Consider the following 19,560-nt stretch of genomic DNA (forward strand, 5'->3'; position numbering starts at 1 on the left):
GGCAGGGGCGACTTGTTGCCGGGTTGTCCACAGGCTTCCGCCGGGTGGGGTTCTGGCCAGTAATCTCAGCGCCCATGGAGCAGAGGCATCTCGGCCGCACCGGCCTTCGAGTGTCCCGGATCGGGCTCGGCACCCTCACCTGGGGCCGGGACACCGATGAGCACGACGCTGCCGAACAGCTGAAAGCCTTCTGGGAGGCCGGCGGCACACTGGTCGACACGGCTGACGTGTACGGCGGCGGCGAGGCCGAGTACCTGCTCGGGCGGCTCACGGAGGGGCTGGTGCCGCGCCAGGAACTGGTCATCGCCACGAAGGCCGGCAGCGTGGCCGACCCGTACCGCAGATTCAACGGCTCGCGCGGGCATCTGCTGGCCGCGCTGGACGCCTCTCTGGAACGGCTCGGCACGGACTACGTGGATCTGTGGCAGATCCACGCCTTCGACCCGGTGACTCCGCTGGAGGAGACCCTTCAGGCGGTGGACCTGGCGGTCTCCACCGGCCGCGCCCGGTACGCGGGGGTGTCGAACTTCTGCGGCTGGCAGCTGGCCAAGGCGGCCACCTGGCAGCTCGCCTCGCCCGGGGTGCGCACCCGGCTGGCGAGCACCCAGATGGAGTACTCCCTGCTGCAGCGGGGCGTGGAACGCGAAGTGCTGCCGGCCGCGCACGATCTGGGCGTGGGGCTGCTGCCCTCCTCCCCGCTGGGCCGGGGGGTCCTGACCGGGAAGTACCGGGCGGGCACTCCGGCGGACTCGCGCGGCGCCTCGGAGCTGCTGGCCCCGTTCGTCGAGCCGTATCTCGACGACCCGGCGAGCCGCATCGTGGACGCGGTGTCGACCGCGGCCGACGGCCTGGCCACGACCCCGCTCCAGGTGGCTCTCGCCTGGGTGCGGGACCGGCCCGGGGTGGTGTCCCCGATCGTCGGTGCGCGCAATGCGCAGCAGCTCACGGAGGCGTTGTCAGTGGAGGCGCTTAGTCTTCCTGACGAGATCTGCCAGGCGCTCGACGATGTGTCGGCGCCCGTGCACCGCTATCCCGACCAGGACTGGAGCACGCTGTGACTGCGCTTCCCCGGGGGGAAACCCCCGGCTCCCCGGCCGCCGACGACACCGGCGTCGTCGCGGACCCCTCCACCGACGTGCCCGCCCCGTCCGCGCCGGCCGAGGGGCACGGGACGGACGGGGGATCGCCGGCGGCCGAGGACGCCGCCGACGCCGCGGAGACGGACGGCGACGGCTCCCGGGCCACCGGCGCGGACGGCGTGGAGCCACCCCCGGTGAACGACCAGGCAGCCGAAGCCGCCGCCGAGCCCGGTGACACGACCGGCACCGACGGCGCCATCGACACCGACGCCGGAAGCGACGCTGGAACCGATGCCGACCCGACAGGCACGGCCGACGGCACCGCGGACGGAGCGGCCGCCGACCCCGCTCCGCTCTCCGAGGCCGAGGCCGAACTGGCCGCGCAGCGTGAGCTGCGGGAGCGGATCGAGCAGCGCAAGGCCGAGAAGGAGGGCCCCATCGCCGCCGGTGCGAAGCTGAGCGGCCGGGCGGCCGATCTGCTGGCGGCCGTGCGTGCGGTGGAGAGCGGCGAGAAGCCCGCGACCTCGTTCTTCGATGCGCCCGCACCCGCCGCACCCCGCCGGACCGCTGCGGTCCCCGCGCCGGCACGCACGCGCGGGCCGGAACCGGCTCCGGCTCCGGCTCCACAGGGCCCTTCATCGGAGGCCGTGGGCGCGGTGGCGGCCGTGCTGGCCGAGGGCGGGGCTCCCGGCGCGCTGGCGGGGCCGGCGGCGGAGGTCCTCGGCGCCCAGGCGGCCGATGTGCTGCGCGAGGACCCCTGGCAGTTGCTGACCGTGCCGGGAGTCGGGCCGGAACAGGCCGACGGTTTCGCACGGGCCCTGCTGGGCGCCGGGTGCGGGCCGGACGACGAGCGGCGGACCGCCGCCCTGGTCGGCTGGCTGCTGGAGCGGGCCGCGCTCCAGGGCCATACGGCGCTGGACGGGACCGCGGTACGTGCGGCGCTCGCCGAGCGCTCGGTGAGCGACCCCGGAGCCGCCGTGGACCACGCCGTCGCCGAGGGCGTGGTCCTGGCCTTCCGGGACGACGAGGGCGACCAGGGCGCAGAGGGCGGCCACGACGAGGGCGACCAGGAGTCCGCAACGGTCGCGAAGCACGGCGAGGACGCGGGAGAGGGCGCGGAGGACGGAGCCGGGCAGCAGCCGGTGCAGGTGCTCCTGGGTCTCGACCGGTACGCGCTCGCCGAGGAGAGCCTCGCCGATGGTCTGGCCCGGCTGGTCAACGCCTGCGAGAAGGACGCCGACTGGACGGAGGCGGCCTCCGCCGCGGGCTCCCCGTCGGCGGCCGAGCTGATCCGTGCGGTCGCGGCCCACGGCCTGGTGGCGCACACCGGCGGCGAGGCGGCCAGGGCCGAACCCGCGGCTCTGATCGGCGCGGCCCGCGGCCTCGGACTGCGTGCCCTGGGTGCCGCGCACAGCGTGGACGGCAGGCACCGGCTGGCCGGGGCGACCGGTGATCCGTCGGCGGCCGTCACCCTCACCGGGCTGCTCTCCGGTACGGAGGGTCCGGGGCGGGACGAAGAGGGGGCGATCGCGGTCGACCTGCTCGTCGTGCTGGACGCCCCGCAGCTGGACGTCGAGACCGCCGCGATCCTCGTGGAGTCCCTGGCCGACGGCACCCGGCTGGTGCTCAGCGGCGACCCGGGCGTGCTGGGCTCGGCCGGCGCGGGACAGGTGTTCGCGGATGTGCTCGCGGCCCGCGCCTGCCCGCAGATCGTGTCCCGTACACCCGATCCGGGGCCGATCGGCGAACTGGTCTCCGGCATCGGCATCGGCGAGCTGAACCAGGTCGCGGCGCCCGGCAAGGAGGTGGTGATCGTCCCCGTACGCGACGCGGGCGAGGCGGTGCACCGCACCGTGCAGCTGGTCGCCGACTCGGTGCCGCGCGCCATCGGGGTACCGTCGGCCGACACCCAGGTGATCACCGTCGGCCACGGCGGCTCGGCGGGCACCCGGGCGCTGAACGCGGCGCTCAAGCAGCGGCTCAACCCCGGTCCGGGGCGGTTCGGCGGCTTCGACCCGGGCGACCGCGTCGTCCATGTCCCGACGCCCGGCAGGACCCTGCCCGGGGTGGTCGTCTCGGCCGACGCCGAGGGCCTGCACCTGGACTGCGCGGGCACGGAGCTCGTCGTGGCTCAGGCGCGGGTGGCGTCGTCCGTACGGCACGGCTGGGCGCTCAGCGCCCATCAGGCGGCCGGAATGCGGTGGCCCGCCGTGGTCGTCGTGCTGCCCGGCGACGCCGCGCAGGGGCTGACCCGCCCCTGGGTGTACACCGCGTTCAGCCGCGGCGAGCGGCATCTGTCCGTCGTGCACGGGGTGGATCAGGCGCTCCCGCGCGCGGTCGCCCAGTCCCCGGCCGAGAACCGCACGACGCGACTGCGCACCCTGCTGGAGGCACAGGCCCGGTGACCGGGCCGCGCCCTCTCCCTGGCCGTCGGACGGGCTCCGTTCCGAGCCCGTCCGACGGACGGGTCAGGAGCTGTCCACCACCAGGCCGGCCGGCTCCTCGTCCGTCCCGTCCTCGTCGAAGACGGCGCTGACGTCGAAGCGGCAGACCACCAGTTGCGGGTCCGCTTCGTCGAACGGGGCGCCGAGCCACTCCCCCGCCTCGGGAAGCTCCTCGGCCGCCGTGACCCAGAGCGTGGAGTCGCCCTCCTCCAGGCCGAACTCCCTGTGGCGGGAAGCGATCTCGTCCGGTTCGTACTCGCCGAAGAGCACTCCGAGTGCCGCGTGGACGCTGGAGCCGACGACTGCGGCGCTCCCGCCGCCGCGGTCGTCCGGATCGAGGTCGGCGATCCGCTGGGCCTGGGCCAGCAACCGGGGCGGCTCCACCACCGCGTAGTCGCGCCGGATGAGGACGCTGAGCGCGTTCGGTTCCTCGGGGCCGGTGTACGGCGGCAGGGAGTCCTCCGCACCCGGGATCTCGAAGGGAGTGACCTCGTCGTAGCGGTCGTAGAGAAGTTCGTCGTAGAACTCGGCGGCAGCGGCCAGTGCGTTGAACGCGTCGTAGACGGCGGGATCGTCGTCCCCCGTCCGGCGTTCGACCGCCTCGAGGTGATGGTCGAGCGCGGCTTTGATCGCTTCGGCGGCGGCGCGTACCTCGGCAGCGGTGGGCTGCGCAGCATCAGACATAGTGCAGACGCTATCCGTACACGGGCTCTGCCCGCACAATAGATGCGATGCCGGAATACGAATTTGTCGATGTGTACGTGCCGCGCGGGGTGTCCCGGAAGGAGACGGCCCGTCTGCTGACCGACCATGCCGAGTACGGGCACTGGGAGTTGGACCGGCTGACGCTGCGCCGTGACGGCAGCCGCAGGGTGCGTCTGCGCCGACGGATCATCCGCCAGCTGCGGGCCACCTGGTGACAAGGAGCGGGCCCCGCAGCCGCGGGGCCCGCTCACTTCGCCGTGTTCGCGTCGTCGCCTCGGTCCGCTATGCGGACATCCGGGCGCGGCGGAACAGCACCGCTCCCGCACCCGCCAGCAGCAGGCCCGCGCTCGCCGGAACCAGCAGGTCGAGCCCGCCCGCTCCGGTGTGTGCAAGCTCGGCGACGTTCTGTGTCACGGGCTCGTTGGGCACGGTTCGCGGCCCGGGTGCCGGGGGCTTGTGCTCGGTGACCGGGGTGACCGGGGTGACCGGGGTGCCGATCGGTGGCGTGACGGCCTCCGGACCGTTTCCGCACTCGTTGCCGAAGGCCGGGTTGAGCAGTCCGCCGATGGTGATGCTGTTCCCGCAGGCGTTCACGGGGATGTCGATGGGCACCGCGATGTTGTTGCCCGAGAGCACGCCGGGCGAGCCCTTCGCGATCCCCTCGGCCGTCGCCCCGCTCCCGGTGTCGCCGGTGAGGGCCCGGTGCTTGCCGTTCCCCGTCCGGGTCGCCTGGGTCAGATCGCCGGACACCTGGCTGCCCGAGGCGTGCCTGCCCGAAGCAGCGCTCTGAGAACCGTTTCCGCAGGTGTTTCCTGTGACTGGGTTGAGCAGTCCCACGACACTCACGGAGTTGCCGCAGATGTTCACCGGTACGTCTACCGGGATCTGGACCGAATTCCCTGAAAGCACCCCCGGGGAATCCGTTGCGCCGCCGGTCGCTCCCGCGTCCGCGTGCGCGTAACCGCCGCTCAACGCGAGCACTCCGCCCGCGGCCGCCACGGTGATCAGGCCTTTACGCGTGACCTGTCGCATAGGTTGTTTCCTGCCTTCTACCTTCCGGAAAACCCCCGGACTTGACCGTGCGGGGGCGGATTATCCAGCGGCCCCGGAGTGCATGGCGTGCACCCGGGGCCGACCGGATTCAAACCCTTACGGGTTGACCCACAACGTCAGGCGTTGACGCAGGTGTTGCCGAAGGTGGGGTTCAGCAGCCCGATCACGGAGATCGTGTTGCCACACACGTTGACCGGCACGTGCACGGGCACCTGAATGACGTTGCCCGAGATCACGCCGGGGCTGCCGAGAGCGGCGCCCTGGGCACCGGAGTCCGCGACGGCCATGCCCGCGCCGGCGAGCACCAGCCCACCAGTGACAGCCGCAGCAGCGACGACCTTCTTGATCATTATTCCTCCTAGTTGGCAATGCGGTCCCAGCCGCGGACCGCATCACTTGTAACGAGGAAGAGGTAATCGGGCTACGAGCGTATGGTTCCTTTCACTCGTTCCGGTCACATACGCACACACTGGCGATTGCCGACGCGGAGAATCGACGGAAAACCAGCGGATCCCCGGCAGGAGAGGGCCGGAGGCTCAGCAGTTGTCGATGAAACGGTCGAGCACCCGCACGCCGAACTGCAGCCCGTCCACCGGCACTCGCTCGTCCACACCGTGGAACATGCCTGCGAAGTCGAGCTCCGGCGGCAGCTTCAGCGGGGCGAACCCGAAGCAGCGGATGCCGAGATCGTCGAAGGACTTGGCGTCGGTCCCGCCGGAGAGCATGTAGGGGACCGCACGCGCGATCGGGTCCTCCGCCTTCAGGGCGATCTGCATCGCATCGACGAGCGAGCCGTCGAAACTGGTCTCCAGCGCCTTGTCCCCGTGCACGTCCTCGCGCTTCACCCGCGGGCCGAGGATCCGGTCCAGGTCGGCCAGGAACTCGTCCTCGAAGCCGGGCAGGAAACGCCCGTCGACATGGGCGGTGGCCTGGCCGGGGATCACGTTCACCTTGTAGCCGGCGCCCAGCATGGTGGGAGCGGCGGAGTTGCGGAGCGTGGCGCCGATCATCTTGGCGATGCCGCCCAGCTTGGCGAGCGTGGCGTCCATGTCCTCCGGGTCGAGCGGGGTGCCGAGCGCGTCGGACAGCTCGTCGAGGAAGGACCGCACGGTCTTGGTCACCCGGACCGGCCACTTGTGCCGTCCGAGCCGTCCGACCGCCTCGCAGAGCTCGGTGATCGCGTTGTCGCCGTTGGTCATCGAGCCGTGGCCCGCGGTGCCGTCCACGGTGAGCCGCATCCAGTGCATGCCCTTCTCGGCGGTCTCGACGAGGTAGAGCCGCAGCTTCTCGTTCACCGTGAAGGAGAAGCCGCCGACCTCGCCGATCGCCTCGGTGACGCCCTCGAAGAGGCCGGGGTGCTTGTCGACGAGATACCGCGCGCCGTACGTACCGCCCGCCTCCTCGTCGGCGAGGAAGGCCAGCACGATGTCGCGCGGGGGCTTGCGGCCGCTGCGCATCCGGTCGCGGACGACCGCGAGGGTCATCGCGTCCATGTCCTTCATGTCGACCGCGCCACGGCCCCACACGCAGCCGTCCGCGACCTCGCCCGAGAACGGGTGGTGCGTCCAGTCGTGCGCATTGGCCGGAACCACATCGGTGTGGCCGTGGATCAGCAGCGCGGGCCTGGACGGGTCCTCGCCCTCGATCCGCGCCACGGTGGAGGCCCGGCCCTTGTGGGACTCGAAGATCTGCGGCTCCAGCCCGACCTCGGCGAGCTTCTCCGCGACGTACTCGGCGGCGCGCCGCTCCCCCGGCCCCGAGTGGTCCCCGTAGTTGCTGGTGTCGATCCGGATCAGCTCACGACAGAGGTCCACGACCTCGTCCTCGCCCGAGACGGTCCGGGCCGTGTTGGTCTCGCTCACACTGCTTCCTTCCACTGTCGCTGTGGTGCTCCCCCTCATCCTCCCGCGCCGGGTCCGCGCGCCCAAGGCCGCCCACCCCTCGTCATGCGCCCTTCACATCCCCCGGCGTGATCGAGCACCTCCGGATGTTTGCTATTGTTTTCCACGTCGGAACGGGCAAGGCCCGCGAGACAGACACCCTGTCCGGGTGGCGGAATGGCAGACGCGCTAGCTTGAGGTGCTAGTGCCCTTTATCGGGCGTGGGGGTTCAAGTCCCCCCTCGGACACAGAGCAGATGCCGATCAGGAGCGATCCTGATCGGCATTTTGCGTTGCGCCCACACGGTCACGCCCGCACATGGCCGGGGAGACTCTTGTTGAATCGGTTCAATACTCGCTAACGTCCGGCGGCACGGAGGGCATTGCCGAGCGAGGAGTCCCATGAACCGCACACACACGCCCGTCCTGCCCTGGTACGAGGACATGGTTCCCGGATCGGGTGGGCTGGAGCCGCGAGCCTGGTACGCGGGGTCGGATGCCGGGCGGCTGTCGTTGAACGGGGAGTGGCACTTCCGGCTGTCACCGGGCGCCGCCGCGCAGGACGAGTCGTTCGCGCGGCCCGGATTCGACGCTTCGGGCTGGGGAACGGTCGCGGTTCCCGGGCACTGGGTGCTGCAGGGGGCCGGTGGGGCACCCGCGTACACGAATGTGGCGTACCCCTTCCCCGTCGATCCGCCGCGGGTGCCGACCGAGAATCCGACCGGGGACCATCTGCGGATCTTCGACCGGCCCGCCGGGTGGGCCGGGGACAGCGAGGTCGTGCTCCGTTTCGACGGGGTGGAGTCCTGCGCCCGGGTCTGGCTCAACGGCCGGGAGCTGGGCGACTTCAAGGGGTCGCGGCTGCCGCACGAGTTCGCGGTGGGCGGGCTGTTGCGGGCCGAGGGCAATGTGCTGGCGGTACGGGTGCACCAGTGGTCGTCGGGGAGCTATCTGGAGGATCAGGACCAGTGGTGGCTGCCCGGGATCTTCCGGGACGTGACGCTGCTGGAGCGGCCGCCGGGCGCGCCCCGGGACTTCTTCGTGCATGCCGGGTACGACCATCGCGACGGGTCGGGGACGCTGCGGGTGGAGTGCGACGGGGCCGAGGGGCGGGTCGTCCTGCCCGAACTGGGCGTCGATGCCGCGACGGGCGGGACCGTGACCGTGGCGGTCGAGCCGTGGACGGCCGAGACGCCCCGGCTGTACGACGGGGAGCTGTGGACGGCCGGGGAACGGATTCCGTTGCGGGTGGGGTTCCGTACCGTCGCCGTCGAGGACGGCGTCATCAGGGTCAACGGGCGGCGGGTGCTCTTCCGCGGCGTGAACCGGCACGAGTTCCATCCGGAGACCGGCCGGACCGTGGACGCGGCGACCATGCGGCGCGATCTGGTGCTGATGAAGCAGCACAACATCAACGCCGTACGGACCAGCCACTATCCCCCGCATCCGGCCTTCCTCGATCTCTGCGACGAGCTGGGGCTCTGGGTAGTCGACGAATGCGATCTGGAGACTCATGGCTTTGTCGACCTGGAGAGGCGCGACAATCCGGTGGACGACGAGCGGTGGACACCGGCGCTGCTCGACCGGGCCGCGCGGATGGTGGAGCGCGACAAGAACCACGCGTCGGTGATCATCTGGTCGCTCGGCAACGAGTGCGGGTCGGGGCGCGGGCTGACCGCGATGGCCCGGTGGATCCGGGGCCGGGATCCGGAGCGGCTGGTGCACTACGAGGGCGATCCGTCCTGCCGGGACGTCGACCTGTATTCACGGATGTACCCGGACCACGCCGAGGTCGAGTCGATCGGCAGGCGGGCCGAACCGCCGTGGGGTGACGCGGAGTCGGACGCGCGGCGGCGCGCGATGCCGTTCGTCATGTGCGAGTACGGCCACGCGATGGGCAACGGTCCGGGCGGACTCGGGGAGTACCAGCGGCTGTTCGAGCGGTACGAGCGCTGCCAGGGCGGCTTCGTCTGGGAGTGGATCGATCACGGGCTCGCCCATCCGGAGCACGGTTTCGCCTACGGCGGGGACTTCGGCGAGGAACTGCACGACTCCAACTTCGTCTGCGACGGGCTGCTCTTCCCCGACCGCACTCCCTCCCCCGGGCTGATCGAGTACAAGAAGGTCGTCGAGCCCGTACGGATCGAGCCGGTGGCCGGGTCCGCCGCCGGTCCGGGCGTGGTCAGGATCTCCAACGGGTACGACTTCGCGGGGCTGGAGCACCTGGACTTCGAGTGGTCGTACGAGGTGGACGGCGTACCCGCCGGATCGGGGACGCTCGATGTGCCGGAGCTCGCGCCCGGTGCGTCGGCCGAGGTGGGGCTGGAGCTGCGCGGGGAGGGGGTGTGGACCGTGCGGGCGGTGCTGGCCCGGCCCACCGCCTGGGGTGAGCGCGGCCATGTGGTGGCGTGGGGTCAGGCGGAGGCGGGTGCGGCCGTCGCCCCCGCCGCCGCGGCGGGCGAGCGGCCGGAGCGCAACGGCCGGGTGATCACCCTCGGGGCCGGGGTCTTCGACGCGGCCACCGGGGCGCTGGTGAGGCTGGGGGCGGTGCCGGTGGAGGGGCTGCGGCTGGATGTGTGGCGTGCGCCGACCGACAACGACAACGGCGCGCCGTGGCAGCCGGACGAGCGGTACGGGCTGCGGTGGCGGGAGTCGGGGCTGCACCGGATGCGGCACCGGATCGACGCGGTCGAGGTGGGCGCGGACGCGTTGGTCGTACGGACCCGGGTGGCGCCCGCCGGAGTCGGCCCGGGACTGCGTACCGCGTACCGGTGGACGGCCGACGGGGCGCGGCTGGGGCTGACCGTTTCCGTGGTGCCGGAGGGCGAGTGGCGGGTGCCGCTGCCCCGGCTGGGCATCCGGTTCGGACTGCCCGCCGCGTACGGCGGGGCGTGTTGGTTCGGCGGCGGACCCGGTGAGGCGTATCCGGACACCCGGGCCGCGTCGGCGCTCGGGTGGTGGCGGATGTCCGTGGACGCGATGCAGACTCCGTACGTCCGGCCGCAGGAGAACGGCGCACGGGCCGGCGTCCGGTGGGCGGAACTGACGGACGGCAGCGGCGCGGGGGTACGGGCCGAGGGCGGCGAACCGTTCTGGTTCACCGCGCGGCGGTGGACGAGCGAGCAGCTCGATGCGGCGGAGCACGTACCGGAGTTGCGGGCCGGGGAGACCGTCTGGGTCAATCTGGACCACGCGGTGCAGGGCATCGGTTCGCAGTCGTGCGGACCGGGGGTGCTGCCGGAGTACCGGCTCGACGCGAAGGACGCGGAATTCTCGTTCGTGTTCTCGGCGCCGGCCTGAACCGCGGCGGCCTGCACCCGGATCCGCCCCGCGAAGCGGACGACGTAGCATCGGGCCTTTGCGCGATCTTCGTACTTCGCAAGGGGGAAGTGATGGGCGGCAGTCGCAGACGGCGGGGCGCGCTCCTCGCCGGGGCGGTCGCCGGGGCGGTGCTCGTGTCCGGCATCGGGCTGTGGGCGACGGACAGTTGGCCGTTCCGGGACAGCTACTGCTGGGGGGCGTGGGAGCAGAACAGCGGTGCGGCCTTCCTCGGTGAGGGCGGTGTCGCCAAGTCCGGCTCCGAGCGGCACGCCACCGAGTCCGCACCGCCCTCGGCCGATCGCCATCACGCCAGGTGCACGGTCGCGGTGACCTCGACGGTCCCGGACGACGACTCGGACGAGCCGCTCACGTTCAAGGAGCAGGTGACGGTCGAGTACGGTCCGCTTCCCACCGGGGTCGAGGAGCACCGTGCCTGGATCGCGCGGTACTTCCACGGGTCGGCCTCCCCGCTGCCCGACGGGCTCCACGGGCTGGTCGCCGGGGACCGCGCCATGCTGGTCCTGCCCGACGCCTGCGACGTGGACGGCAGGCCGTCCGCGGTGACGATCCGGAGCGGGAGTTCCGGCGACGGCCATCTGGGCAGGGTGAACATGCCGTTCACGATCGGCAGCCGGTCCGATGTCGCCCGGATGCTGCTGGATGCCGCCAACACCGTTATGCGCAAGGCCGGTTGCGCGCCGGACGAGCCCCTGCGGGCGACGTCGCCCTTCGTGACGGTCGCCGAGGGCGACGAGGCCGCCCGGAGCCCGCTGTGCCGGATACCCGGGGTGACCCTCGAATTCGGCCGGGGCTCCCGGTACCGGGAGCAGGTGGGGGTGGTCGGCGAGCGGCTCCAGACGTGTTCGGTGGTGTGGCGCGCGCTGCGGATGCCCGACGAGCCGGCGGCACAGTACGTGATGGCGGGCGAGCCGCGGCTGGCCGCGCTGTTCAAGGGCCTTCCAGAGGGCGTCGGCGAGGGGCTCGTGCGCGCCGAGTGCCACGGGCGGCAGACGGTGTTCTACGGGAACGTCCAGTCCGGGCTGAAGGGTGCGGGGCGGCCCGACGACCGGAAGGTGTTCACGCGCTTCACCGAGTCGGTGAGCAAGCGCATCGGGTGCGGGGCCGGTGGGGCCGCGTGAACGGCGAGGAGGGCGAAGAGAGCAGGCCGGCGGCAGTGGACGGCGAGCAGGCCCCGGTTCCGCGGCAGGAGGACGAGCGGGCCCCGGAACAGACACCGGTGCAGGAGCAGCCGCCTCGGCCGGGTCCGTCGGCGGAACAGCGGTCCGCCCCCGCGAGCGTCTCCGTTCCGCGTCGCCTGTTCCGCAGCCGCACCGCTCGCGCCGTCACCGCCGCCGGTCTGGCCGGTGCCCTTCTCGGCGCCGGTGCGGTGGCCTGGCGGACGGACACGCTTCCGCTGCTCGGCCCCGCCCCCTGCTGGGACTCGATCGGCGGCACGACCATGTCGGACCTCTTCGGCGACCGCAGGACCGAAGTCGAGGAGCAGTCCCTGCACGCCAGTCCGCGCGACCTGGAACCGTCCTACGGTCAGTGCCGCATCACCAGTTACAAGGACGGCAGTCCGCGCCGCCAGGTGACCCTGCGGGTGCACCAGCTGGACGGTCTGCGGGGCACCGACGCGCACGAGTGGCCGCGGGAGTTCCTCGCCGCCGGAACGGTGTCGCTCGGCGACGGGCTGCCGGGGATGACCTCGCCTTCGCGCGCCTGGCTGGCACTCCCGCAGAGCTGCACCGGCCGGGACCAGTTCACCGGTCCCACCGTGGTGGACATCGGCATGGGACAGGCGGGACTCGACACCGGGTCGGAGTACGACCGGACGGATCGCGCCGCGCTGACCCGCGCGGTGGTGGAGGCGGCCAATGGCGTCATCCGTGAATTCGGCTGTTCCGGCACCTATCGGATACCCCGCGCCCTGCCCGCCCTCGTGGAACGGCAGGACACGGAATCCGGGGCGTTCTGCGGCGTCGAGGGCCTGACCGTCCCCGCGGCGTACCGCAAGGCTCTGGGGCGGACGCGCGTCGGCGGCGAGGGCGGGCCCGCCCGGGTCTGCGAGGCGGGTGACTCGTACTCCCCCGTCGTACGGACGACCACGGTGACGGACCCGGCGCTGGCCGAGATCTTCTCCGGGAACACGCGCAAGGCCGGTCTGCCCGTCAAGGGCTCCAAGGGGATCGGCAGGCTCGACGGATCCCGGGCCGTCTACCGGGCGAGCTGCCAGACCGGGCCCGTGATCTTCATGGTGGAGCAGCTGGATCAGCCGTCGGGCGTGGGCTTCGACCTCACGCGTGAGCTGCTGCCGGGCTATGTCGCCGCCGAGGCCGAGCGCATCGGGTGCGGCCCGGAGAAGGTGACGCTGCCGGACGACTGAGTGCGGGGGCAGGGCCCCGGTGGGCGGGCGGAACGGGCGATACTGTGCGGACACCCCGGCAGAAGACACGAGGAGCCGCACATGCGCACCGCTGTACCGGTCGGCGCACCCCGGTGAGGGGGCGCGCGAAGCCCCCGCCGGCGCCGCTGCCGCAGCGGGACGGGATCGATCCGGTCCGGCTGCGGCTCCCCGAGGATCCGGACGGCCGGTGGACGACGGTCCGCGACCATCTGCTGGCGCGGTTCGCCGGTGCGATCGGGGCGGCGCGGGTGGACGCCATGCTGGCCGGGGGGCGGTTCGTCTCCGTGCGGGGCCCGGTCTGCGCCGACGAGCCGTACACCGCGGGCCGGTACCTCTGGTTCCACCGGGATTTCGCGCCGGAGGAACCGGTGCCGTTCCCGGTCGGTGTCGTCCACCGCGACGAGCATCTCGTCGTCGCCGACAAGCCGCACTTCCTCGCGACGACGCCGCGCGGCCGGCACGTCACCGAGACGGCCGTGGCCCGGCTGCGCCGCACGCTGGACCTGCCCGGACTGCAGCCCGCGCACCGGCTGGACCGGCTGACCGCGGGTCTCGTCCTCTTCGTCGTACGGCCCGAGGAGCGGGGCGCGTACCAGACGCTGTTCCGGGACCGGTTGGTGCGCAAGGAGTACGAGGCGGTGGCACCGTACGCCCCGGGCCTCGCCCTTCCGCGGACCGTCCGCAGCCGCATCGTGAAGGAGCGCGGGGTCATCGCCGCCCGCGAGGAGCCGGGCGAGCCGAACAGCGAGAGCCGGATCGAGCTCCTGGAGCACCGGGAGGGGCTCGGCCGCTACCGGCTGCTGCCTGCCACCGGGCGCACCCATCAGCTGCGGGTCCACATGAACAGCCTGGGGTTGCCGCTCGTCCACGATCCGGTCTACCCGGTGGTCCGGGCGGAGGGTGCCGTCGACGACTGGTCGCACCCGCTCCAGCTCCTGGCCCGGGTGCTGGAGTTCACCGATCCGGTCACGGGCGAACCGCGCCGCTTCGAGAGCGGGCTGCGGCTGTCCGCGTGGCCGGACCGGTGAGCAGCGGCGGTCCTCAGTGACCGCGGGCGATCCATTCGTCCAGATGCGGGGCCTCCGCGCCGATGGTCGTGGAGTCGCCGTGCCCGGTGCGGACCGTGGTCTCCGGCGCCAGGGTGAGCAGCCGGTCCCTGATCGACGCGACGATCGTCGGGAAGTGGGAGAAGGACCGCCCGGTGGCGCCGGGGCCGCCCTGGAAGAGCGTGTCGCCGGTGAAGACGGTGGCCAGCCCCGGGACGTAGAGGCAGACGGCGCCGGGGGCGTGGCCGGGGGTGTGCAGGACCTGGAGCGTCGTCCCGGCGATCTCCAGTTCCTGGCCGTCGGCCAGTTCGCCGTCCGGGGCACGGTCCGGGTGGGTCTGCTTCCACAGCGGCAGGTCGTCGGGGTGCAGCAGGATCGGCGCACCGGTGGCGGCGGCGAGGGCCGGGGCCGCGTCGATGTGGTCGTTGTGCGCGTGTGTGCAGACGATGGCGCGCAGCGTGCGGCCGTTCAGCGCGGCCTCGATGGCGGCGGCGTCATGGGCGGCGTCGATGACGATCGCCTCGGTGTCGTCGCCCACGATCCAGACGTTGTTGTCGACGTCCCACTCCCCGCCGTCGAGGGCGAAGGTGCCGGACGTGACGAGGTGGTCGATGCGGGCGGCCATCAGAGGATCACCACCGAGCGCAGCACGTCGCCGTCGTGCATCCGGGCGAACGCCTGCTCGACGTCGCCGAGTCCGATGGTCTCGGTGACGAACGCGCCGAGGTCGATCCGGCCCTGCTGGTGCAGGTCGATGAGCATCGGGAAGTCGCGCGAGGGCAGGCAGTCGCCGTACCAGGAGGACTTGAGCGAGCCGCCGCGGCCGAAGACGTCGAGGAGCGGGAGCTCCAGTCGCATCTCCGGGGTGGGGACGCCGACCAGGACCACGGTGCCCGCGAGGTCGCGGGCGTAGAAGGCCTGCTCGTACGTCTCCGGGCGGCCGACCGCGTCGATGACGACGTCCGCCCCGTTGCCGCCGGTCAGGGCGCGGATCGCCTCGACCGGGTCGGTGGAGCGGGAGTTGACGGTGTGCGTGGCGCCCATCGTCTTCGCCGTCTCCAGCTTGCGGTCGTCGATGTCCACGGCGATGATCTTCGCCGCGCCGGCCAGCCGGGCGCCCGCGATCGCCGCGTCACCGACGCCGCCGCAGCCGATCACGGCGACCGAGTCGCCGCGGCCGACCTGCCCGGTGTTGATGGCGGCACCGATGCCCGCCATCACACCGCAGCCGAGCAGCCCCGCGACGGCCGGGGAGACCTCGGGGTCGACCTTGGTGCACTGGCCGGCGGCGACCAGGGTCTTCTCGGCGAACGCGCCGATGCCGAGCGCCGGCGACAGCTCCGTGCCGTCCAGCAGCGTCATCCGCTGCTTCGCGTTGTGGGTGTTGAAGCAGTACCAGGGGCGTCCTCGCAGACACGCGCGGCACTGCCCGCACACGGCGCGCCAGTTGAGGACGACGAAGTCGCCGGGTGCGACGTCCGTGACGCCCTCGCCCACGGACTCCACCACGCCCGCGGCCTCATGGCCGAGCAGGAACGGGAACTCGTCGTTGATGCCGCCCTGCTTGTAGTGCAGATCGGTGTGGCAGACACCGCACGCCTGGATCTTCACCACGGCCTCGCCGGGGCCCGGGTCCGGGATGACGATCGTCTCGACCCGTACCGGCTCGTTCTTCCCCGGTGCGATGACCCCTTGCACCTGCTGCGACATACCGTGGTCTCCCTGTTTCCGTCATGTGTGAAGATCGAACGCGAACAACCGTACGCCCCGCGAGGGTGTCACGGCGGCGCGCCGCGTTGGCGGGAAACGACTGCCGCCCACCCAGTGGGATGTACCGGTTTCGGTCAGATGGTACGGACCGCTGAACTCCACCGGGCCCCGGCGGGTCCTTTGATGCAGAGGGACCACGGAGCCGATACCTGCGGGGGCAGGGGTTCCATGGTCCACCGGCAGAGGAATGACGGATCACGGGGGAAGTACCTTGATCGAGATTGCCGAGATCACGGAGAAGATCAGCGAGCGGACCGGCGGACCGGGGCCGGTTCCCGCAGAGGCGGCGCTCGGGGCGCCGGTCGGCGGACTCGTGCCGTACACCGACGCGCTGCCCGTCCCGCCGGTGCTGCGCCCGCAGAGCGGTGAGGTGCTCCGCGAGACCGAGATCGCCGTGTCGCCCACCTGGGTGCGGCTGCACGCGCAGCTGCCGCCGACCCTGATGTGGGGGTACAACGGCACGGTCCCCGGGCCGACCATCGAGGTGCGGCGCGGGGAGCGGATCAGGATCGCCTGGACCAACCGCGTCCCCAGGGGGAGCGAGTACCCGGTCACCGCCGTGGAGGTCGGTCCGGTGAAGCAGGGCGAACCGGCCCCGCACAACCGGCCCGGACGCGACGGCGTCGAACCGAACCCGGACGTCGCCGCGCTGCCCGCCTGGACGGTGACCCATCTGCACGGTGCGCAGACCGGCGGCGGGAACGACGGCTGGGCGGACAACGCCGTCGGCTTCGGCGACGCGCAGTTGTCGGAGTATCCGAACGACCACCAGGCCGCCCAGTGGTGGTACCACGACCACGCCATGAACATCACCCGGTGGAATGTGTACGCGGGGCTCGTGGGCACCTATCTGATCAGGGACGACGAGGAGGACGCGCTCGGTCTGCCGTCCGGCGACCGGGAGCTGCCGCTGATCCTCGCCGACCGCAACCTGGACACCGACGAGGACGGCCGGCTCAACGGGCGGCTGCTGCACAAGACGACGGTGGTCGCCGAGGCGGACCCGGAGACCGGGAAGCCGGTGTCCATCCCGTTCCTCGGCCCGTACACGACGGTCAACGGCCGCATCTGGCCGCACCTCGACGTGGACGACGCGTGGTACCGCTTCCGGCTCGTCAATGCCTCCAACGCCCGGATCTACGATCTGGTGCTGGTCGACGACGGGAACAACCCGGTCCCGGGCGTGATCCGGCAGATCGGCAGCGACGGCGGGCTGCTGCCGCGCCCGGTGCCGGTCGACTTCGACGAGGCGCTGCCCCAGCTGACGATCGCCCCGGCCGAGCGGATGGATCTGCTGATCGACTTCTCGGCGCTGGCCGGCCGCCGGGTCCGCCTGGTCAACCGGGGCGGGCTCGCCCCCGGGACGCCCGATCCGGCGGCGAACGTGCCGTTCCCGCAGGTGATGGAGTTCCGGGTCCGGGAGACGGGGCGGCGGGACGCCTTCGAACTGCCCGAGGTGCTGTCCGGTTCCTTCCGGCGGTACGAGCACGGCCGGGTGGACCACGGGCACCGGCTCGTCGTGCTGACGAAGCCGGGCACCGTCGGAGGCGGCGGTCACCCGGAGATCTGGGAGATGGCGGAGGTCGAGGACGCCACCGGTGTCCAGGTGCCGACGGACGGTGTCATCCAGGTGCGGGGCGAGGACGGCACGGTGCGCACGTACCGCAGGATCGCCCGGACCTTCAACGACGGGCTCGGCTTCACGGTCGGCGAGGGCACGTACGAGCAGTGGTCGTTCCTCAATCTGGGCGGCCCGACCCATCCGATGCACATCCATCTGACGGACTTCCAGGTGATGGGCCGGGAGGCGTACACGCTCGACGGCTTCGATCCGGCGGCCGGCGGCACCCGCTCCCCCGTGGCGTTCGACCACGGCACCAAGATCCCGGCGGCGCCGAACGAGCAGGGCTGGAAGGACGTCTTCCGGGTGCCGCAGGGGCAGTTGGTGAAGGTGCTCGGGAAGTTCGACGGGGCGTACGGGCGGTTCATGTACCACTGCCACCTGCTGGAGCACGAGGACATGGGCATGATGCGGCCGTTCGTCGTGATGCCCGCCGAGGCGATGAAGTTCGACCACGGCGCCGGGCACGGCGGCCACCACGGGCACAGCGGCTGACCCGGACCGGGCCGGCCGCCGGCCGGCCCGGTTCATCGGCTCAGTCGGCGGCCTCGGCGGGATCGTTCCGCGGAGGCCGCCTCGTGTCCCTCACGCCTCGTGGACCCGCCTGCCCTCCACGTACGTCTGGAGGACGCGGGTCCCGCCGATCTCCTCCGGCTGACCCGCGTACGGATCGCGGTCCAGGACCACCAGGTCGGCGAGGGCCCCGGGGCGGATGCTTCCGGTGTCGTCCAGATGGTTGACGTAGGCGGAGCCCGCCGTGTACGCGGCGATGGCGGCGGTCAGGGAGATCCGCTGCTCCGGGAGGAAGGCCGGCCCCGCGCCCCCCGGGGTGATGCGGTTGACCGCGGTGTGGATGCCGTGCAGCGGATCGGCGCTGCTGACCGGCCAGTCGCTGCCCGCCGCGACGGTCGCGCCGGAGCGCAGCAGCGCGCCGAACGGGTACTGCAGTGCGGCGCGTTCGTCGCCGAGGAAGGGAATGGTCAGCTCGTCCATCTGCGGTTCGTGGGCGGCCCAGAGCGGCTGGATGTTGGCCGTGGCACCGAGCTCGCGGAACCGGGGGATGTCGTCGGGGTGGACGATCTGGAGGTGGGCGAGGTGGGGCCGGGTGTCGGTGCGGCCGTTGGCGGCGCGGGCGGCCTCGACGGCGTCGAGCGCCTCGCGCACCGCCCGGTCGCCGAGCGCGTGGAAGTGGGGCTGAAAGCCGAGGGCGTCCAGTTCGGTGACGTGACGGCGCAGCTCGACGGGGTCGACGAAGCTGGTGCCGCGGTTGGCGGTGGCGCAGCCGCAGCCGTCGAGGTAGGGGGCGAGCAGGGCGGCGGTGCCGGTTTCGGCGACGCCGTCCTGCATGATCTTCACCGAACCGGCCCGGAAGCGTCCGACGTTCAACTCCTTTCGCCTGGCGACGAGTTCGGGGATCTGCTCGGCGCCGCGCTCGCGGTCCCACCACAGGGCGCCGACGACCCGCGCGGTCAGCGAGCCGTCCCGGGCGGCGCTCAGATAGGCGTCGGCCGGGTCGTCCATGGAGCCGAAGCCGCCGACGATGGCGTCCTGCCAGGCGGTGATCCCGTGGGCGTGCAGCAGCCGTTGGGCGCGGAGCAGGGCGGCCAGCCGGTCGGCCCGGGTGGAGCGCGGGGTGTGACGGGCGACCAGGTCCATGGCGCCCTCCTGGAGGAGGCCGGTGGGCTCGCCCCGGTCGTCGCGTTCGATGCGGCCGTCGGCCGGGTCGGGGGTGTCCCGGGTGATGCCGGCGAGCGTCAGGGCACGGGTGTTGACCCAGGCGCCGTGGTGGTCGCGGTTGACCAGGTAGACGGGGCGGTCGGGGACGACGGTGTCGAGCCGGTCCCTGGTGGGGGCGCCGCCCTCGAAGGCGTCCATGGACCAGCCGCCGCCCGTGATCCACTCCTGGTCGGGGTGCGTGTCGGCGTAGGCGCGGACGGCGGCGACGGTCTCCGTCGCGGTGTGGGTGCCGGTGAGGTCGCACTGGGCGAGTTCCAGGCCGGCGGTGACCGGGTGGACGTGGGCGTCCTGGAAGCCGGGGAGGAGGAGCCGGCCCGCGAGGTCGACGACCTCGGTCCTCGGCCCGGTCAGTTCGCGTACCTCGTCGTGGCCGACCGCGGTGATGCGGCCGTCGGTGACGGCGACGGTGGTGGCGCGGCTGCGGGCCGCGTCCATCGTGAGGACGGGGCCGCCGGTGAGGACGAGATCGGCGGGGGTGCGGTGCATGGGTGGTTCCGT

Annotated in this window: 15 protein-coding genes and 1 tRNA gene; 9 read left to right on the forward strand and 7 right to left on the reverse strand. The window is 72.4% G+C overall.

The genetic code is table 11. The features are described from left to right. Nucleotides 1-74: 74 nt before the first annotated feature. Nucleotides 75-1,058 (forward strand): aldo/keto reductase, encoded by a 984-nt coding sequence (locus tag ACIOMQ_RS16065; RefSeq protein ID WP_362211544.1) that lies wholly within the window; start codon nt 75-77, stop codon nt 1,056-1,058. Beyond that, nucleotides 1,055-3,484 carry a helix-hairpin-helix domain-containing protein gene (locus ACIOMQ_RS16070; protein WP_402189227.1) on the forward strand — a complete coding sequence of 810 codons (2,430 nt, stop codon included), beginning with the start codon at nt 1,055-1,057 and terminating at the stop codon, nt 3,482-3,484. Before ACIOMQ_RS16065 ends, ACIOMQ_RS16070 begins: the two co-directional genes overlap by 4 nt. 63 nt (nt 3,485-3,547) lie before the next feature. On the opposite strand, the gene ACIOMQ_RS16075 is transcribed toward ACIOMQ_RS16070, so the two are convergent. Next, a complete protein-coding gene (locus ACIOMQ_RS16075; RefSeq protein WP_401267445.1) occupies nt 3,548-4,207 on the reverse strand; it encodes a hypothetical protein in 660 nt (219 codons plus the stop codon). A 47-nt stretch (nt 4,208-4,254) separates the two neighbouring features. On the opposite strand from ACIOMQ_RS16075, the gene ACIOMQ_RS16080 reads away from it, so the two are divergent. Beyond that, nucleotides 4,255-4,443, forward strand: a complete 189-nt coding sequence (locus tag ACIOMQ_RS16080; protein WP_030918345.1) for a DUF5703 family protein — start codon at nt 4,255-4,257, stop codon at nt 4,441-4,443. A gap of 67 nt (nt 4,444-4,510) precedes the next feature. Here ACIOMQ_RS16080 and ACIOMQ_RS16085 read toward each other — a convergent pair whose 3' ends face one another. The 3 genes from ACIOMQ_RS16085 to ACIOMQ_RS16095 form a co-directional block, all read right to left on the reverse strand. Then, complete coding sequence (locus ACIOMQ_RS16085; RefSeq protein WP_402127705.1) at nt 4,511-5,260, reverse strand: chaplin; 750 nt, start codon at nt 5,258-5,260, stop codon at nt 4,511-4,513. A gap of 137 nt (nt 5,261-5,397) precedes the next feature. Next, nucleotides 5,398-5,631, reverse strand: a complete 234-nt coding sequence (chpH, locus tag ACIOMQ_RS16090; protein ID WP_362206243.1) for a chaplin ChpH — start codon at nt 5,629-5,631, stop codon at nt 5,398-5,400. Nucleotides 5,632-5,817: 186 nt separating this feature from the next. Continuing rightward, complete coding sequence (locus ACIOMQ_RS16095) at nt 5,818-7,143, reverse strand: M20/M25/M40 family metallo-hydrolase (protein WP_389800912.1); 1,326 nt, start codon at nt 7,141-7,143, stop codon at nt 5,818-5,820. Nucleotides 7,144-7,324: 181 nt separating this feature from the next. Here ACIOMQ_RS16095 and ACIOMQ_RS16100 point away from each other — a divergent pair. The 5 genes from ACIOMQ_RS16100 to ACIOMQ_RS16120 all read left to right on the forward strand — a co-directional run bounded on the left by ACIOMQ_RS16100 (nt 7,325) and on the right by ACIOMQ_RS16120 (nt 13,916). Next, nucleotides 7,325-7,409, forward strand: a tRNA-Leu gene (locus ACIOMQ_RS16100). A 153-nt stretch (nt 7,410-7,562) separates the two neighbouring features. Beyond that, nucleotides 7,563-10,460 carry a glycoside hydrolase family 2 TIM barrel-domain containing protein gene (locus ACIOMQ_RS16105; protein WP_402189230.1) on the forward strand — a complete coding sequence of 966 codons (2,898 nt, stop codon included), beginning with the start codon at nt 7,563-7,565 and terminating at the stop codon, nt 10,458-10,460. Nucleotides 10,461-10,552: 92 nt separating this feature from the next. After that, a complete protein-coding gene (locus ACIOMQ_RS16110) occupies nt 10,553-11,620 on the forward strand; it encodes a hypothetical protein (protein WP_362206246.1) in 1,068 nt (355 codons plus the stop codon). Continuing rightward, on the forward strand, nt 11,617-12,867 hold the full coding sequence (locus tag ACIOMQ_RS16115; RefSeq protein ID WP_402189232.1) for a hypothetical protein: 1,251 nt from the start codon (nt 11,617-11,619) through the stop codon (nt 12,865-12,867). The genes ACIOMQ_RS16110 and ACIOMQ_RS16115 overlap by 4 nt, the downstream gene beginning before the upstream one ends. 113 nt (nt 12,868-12,980) lie before the next feature. After that, the gene (locus ACIOMQ_RS16120) at nt 12,981-13,916 is read left to right on the forward strand and encodes a pseudouridine synthase (protein ID WP_362206248.1); all 936 of its coding nucleotides are present in this window, start codon (nt 12,981-12,983) and stop codon (nt 13,914-13,916) included. A 13-nt stretch (nt 13,917-13,929) separates the two neighbouring features. Here the strand turns inward: ACIOMQ_RS16120 and ACIOMQ_RS16125 are convergent, their stop codons facing one another. Continuing rightward, on the reverse strand, nt 13,930-14,559 hold the full coding sequence (locus tag ACIOMQ_RS16125; protein ID WP_401938807.1) for an MBL fold metallo-hydrolase: 630 nt from the start codon (nt 14,557-14,559) through the stop codon (nt 13,930-13,932). Then, nucleotides 14,559-15,644, reverse strand: coding sequence for an S-(hydroxymethyl)mycothiol dehydrogenase (locus ACIOMQ_RS16130; RefSeq protein WP_362206250.1), 1,086 nt, complete (start codon nt 15,642-15,644; stop codon nt 14,559-14,561). The genes ACIOMQ_RS16125 and ACIOMQ_RS16130 overlap by 1 nt, the downstream gene beginning before the upstream one ends. Nucleotides 15,645-15,891: 247 nt before the next feature. Here ACIOMQ_RS16130 and phsA point away from each other — a divergent pair, with 247 nt between their 5' ends. Then, a complete protein-coding gene (phsA, locus tag ACIOMQ_RS16135) occupies nt 15,892-17,820 on the forward strand; it encodes an O-aminophenol oxidase PhsA (RefSeq protein ID WP_401267460.1) in 1,929 nt (642 codons plus the stop codon). Between the two features lie 90 nt (nt 17,821-17,910). Here phsA and ACIOMQ_RS16140 read toward each other — a convergent pair whose 3' ends face one another. After that, complete coding sequence (locus ACIOMQ_RS16140) at nt 17,911-19,548, reverse strand: amidohydrolase (protein WP_402189235.1); 1,638 nt, start codon at nt 19,546-19,548, stop codon at nt 17,911-17,913. Nucleotides 19,549-19,560: the final 12 nt, after the last annotated feature.

Source organism: Streptomyces sp. NPDC087845 (genome assembly GCF_044742755.1).
Lineage (GTDB): Bacteria > Actinomycetota > Actinomycetes > Streptomycetales > Streptomycetaceae > Streptomyces.

Bases quoted from the DNA above. Each gene is read 5' to 3' on its own strand.
- ACIOMQ_RS16110 (WP_362206246.1), top strand. From the start codon at position 10,553: ATGGGCGGCAGTCGCAGACGGCGGGGCGCGCTCCTCGCCGGGGCGGTC.
- ACIOMQ_RS16065 (WP_362211544.1), top strand. From the start codon at position 75: ATGGAGCAGAGGCATCTCGGCCGCACCGGCCTTCGAGTGTCCCGGATC.
- ACIOMQ_RS16125 (WP_401938807.1), bottom strand. From the start codon at position 14,559: ATGGCCGCCCGCATCGACCACCTCGTCACGTCCGGCACCTTCGCCCTC.
- ACIOMQ_RS16140 (WP_402189235.1), bottom strand. From the start codon at position 19,548: ATGCACCGCACCCCCGCCGATCTCGTCCTCACCGGCGGCCCCGTCCTC.
- ACIOMQ_RS16075 (WP_401267445.1), bottom strand. From the start codon at position 4,207: ATGTCTGATGCTGCGCAGCCCACCGCTGCCGAGGTACGCGCCGCCGCC.
- ACIOMQ_RS16085 (WP_402127705.1), bottom strand. From the start codon at position 5,260: ATGCGACAGGTCACGCGTAAAGGCCTGATCACCGTGGCGGCCGCGGGC.
- ACIOMQ_RS16105 (WP_402189230.1), top strand. From the start codon at position 7,563: ATGAACCGCACACACACGCCCGTCCTGCCCTGGTACGAGGACATGGTT.
- ACIOMQ_RS16080 (WP_030918345.1), top strand. From the start codon at position 4,255: ATGCCGGAATACGAATTTGTCGATGTGTACGTGCCGCGCGGGGTGTCC.
- chpH (WP_362206243.1), bottom strand. From the start codon at position 5,631: ATGATCAAGAAGGTCGTCGCTGCTGCGGCTGTCACTGGTGGGCTGGTG.
- phsA (WP_401267460.1), top strand. From the start codon at position 15,892: ATGACGGATCACGGGGGAAGTACCTTGATCGAGATTGCCGAGATCACG.
- ACIOMQ_RS16130 (WP_362206250.1), bottom strand. From the start codon at position 15,644: ATGTCGCAGCAGGTGCAAGGGGTCATCGCACCGGGGAAGAACGAGCCG.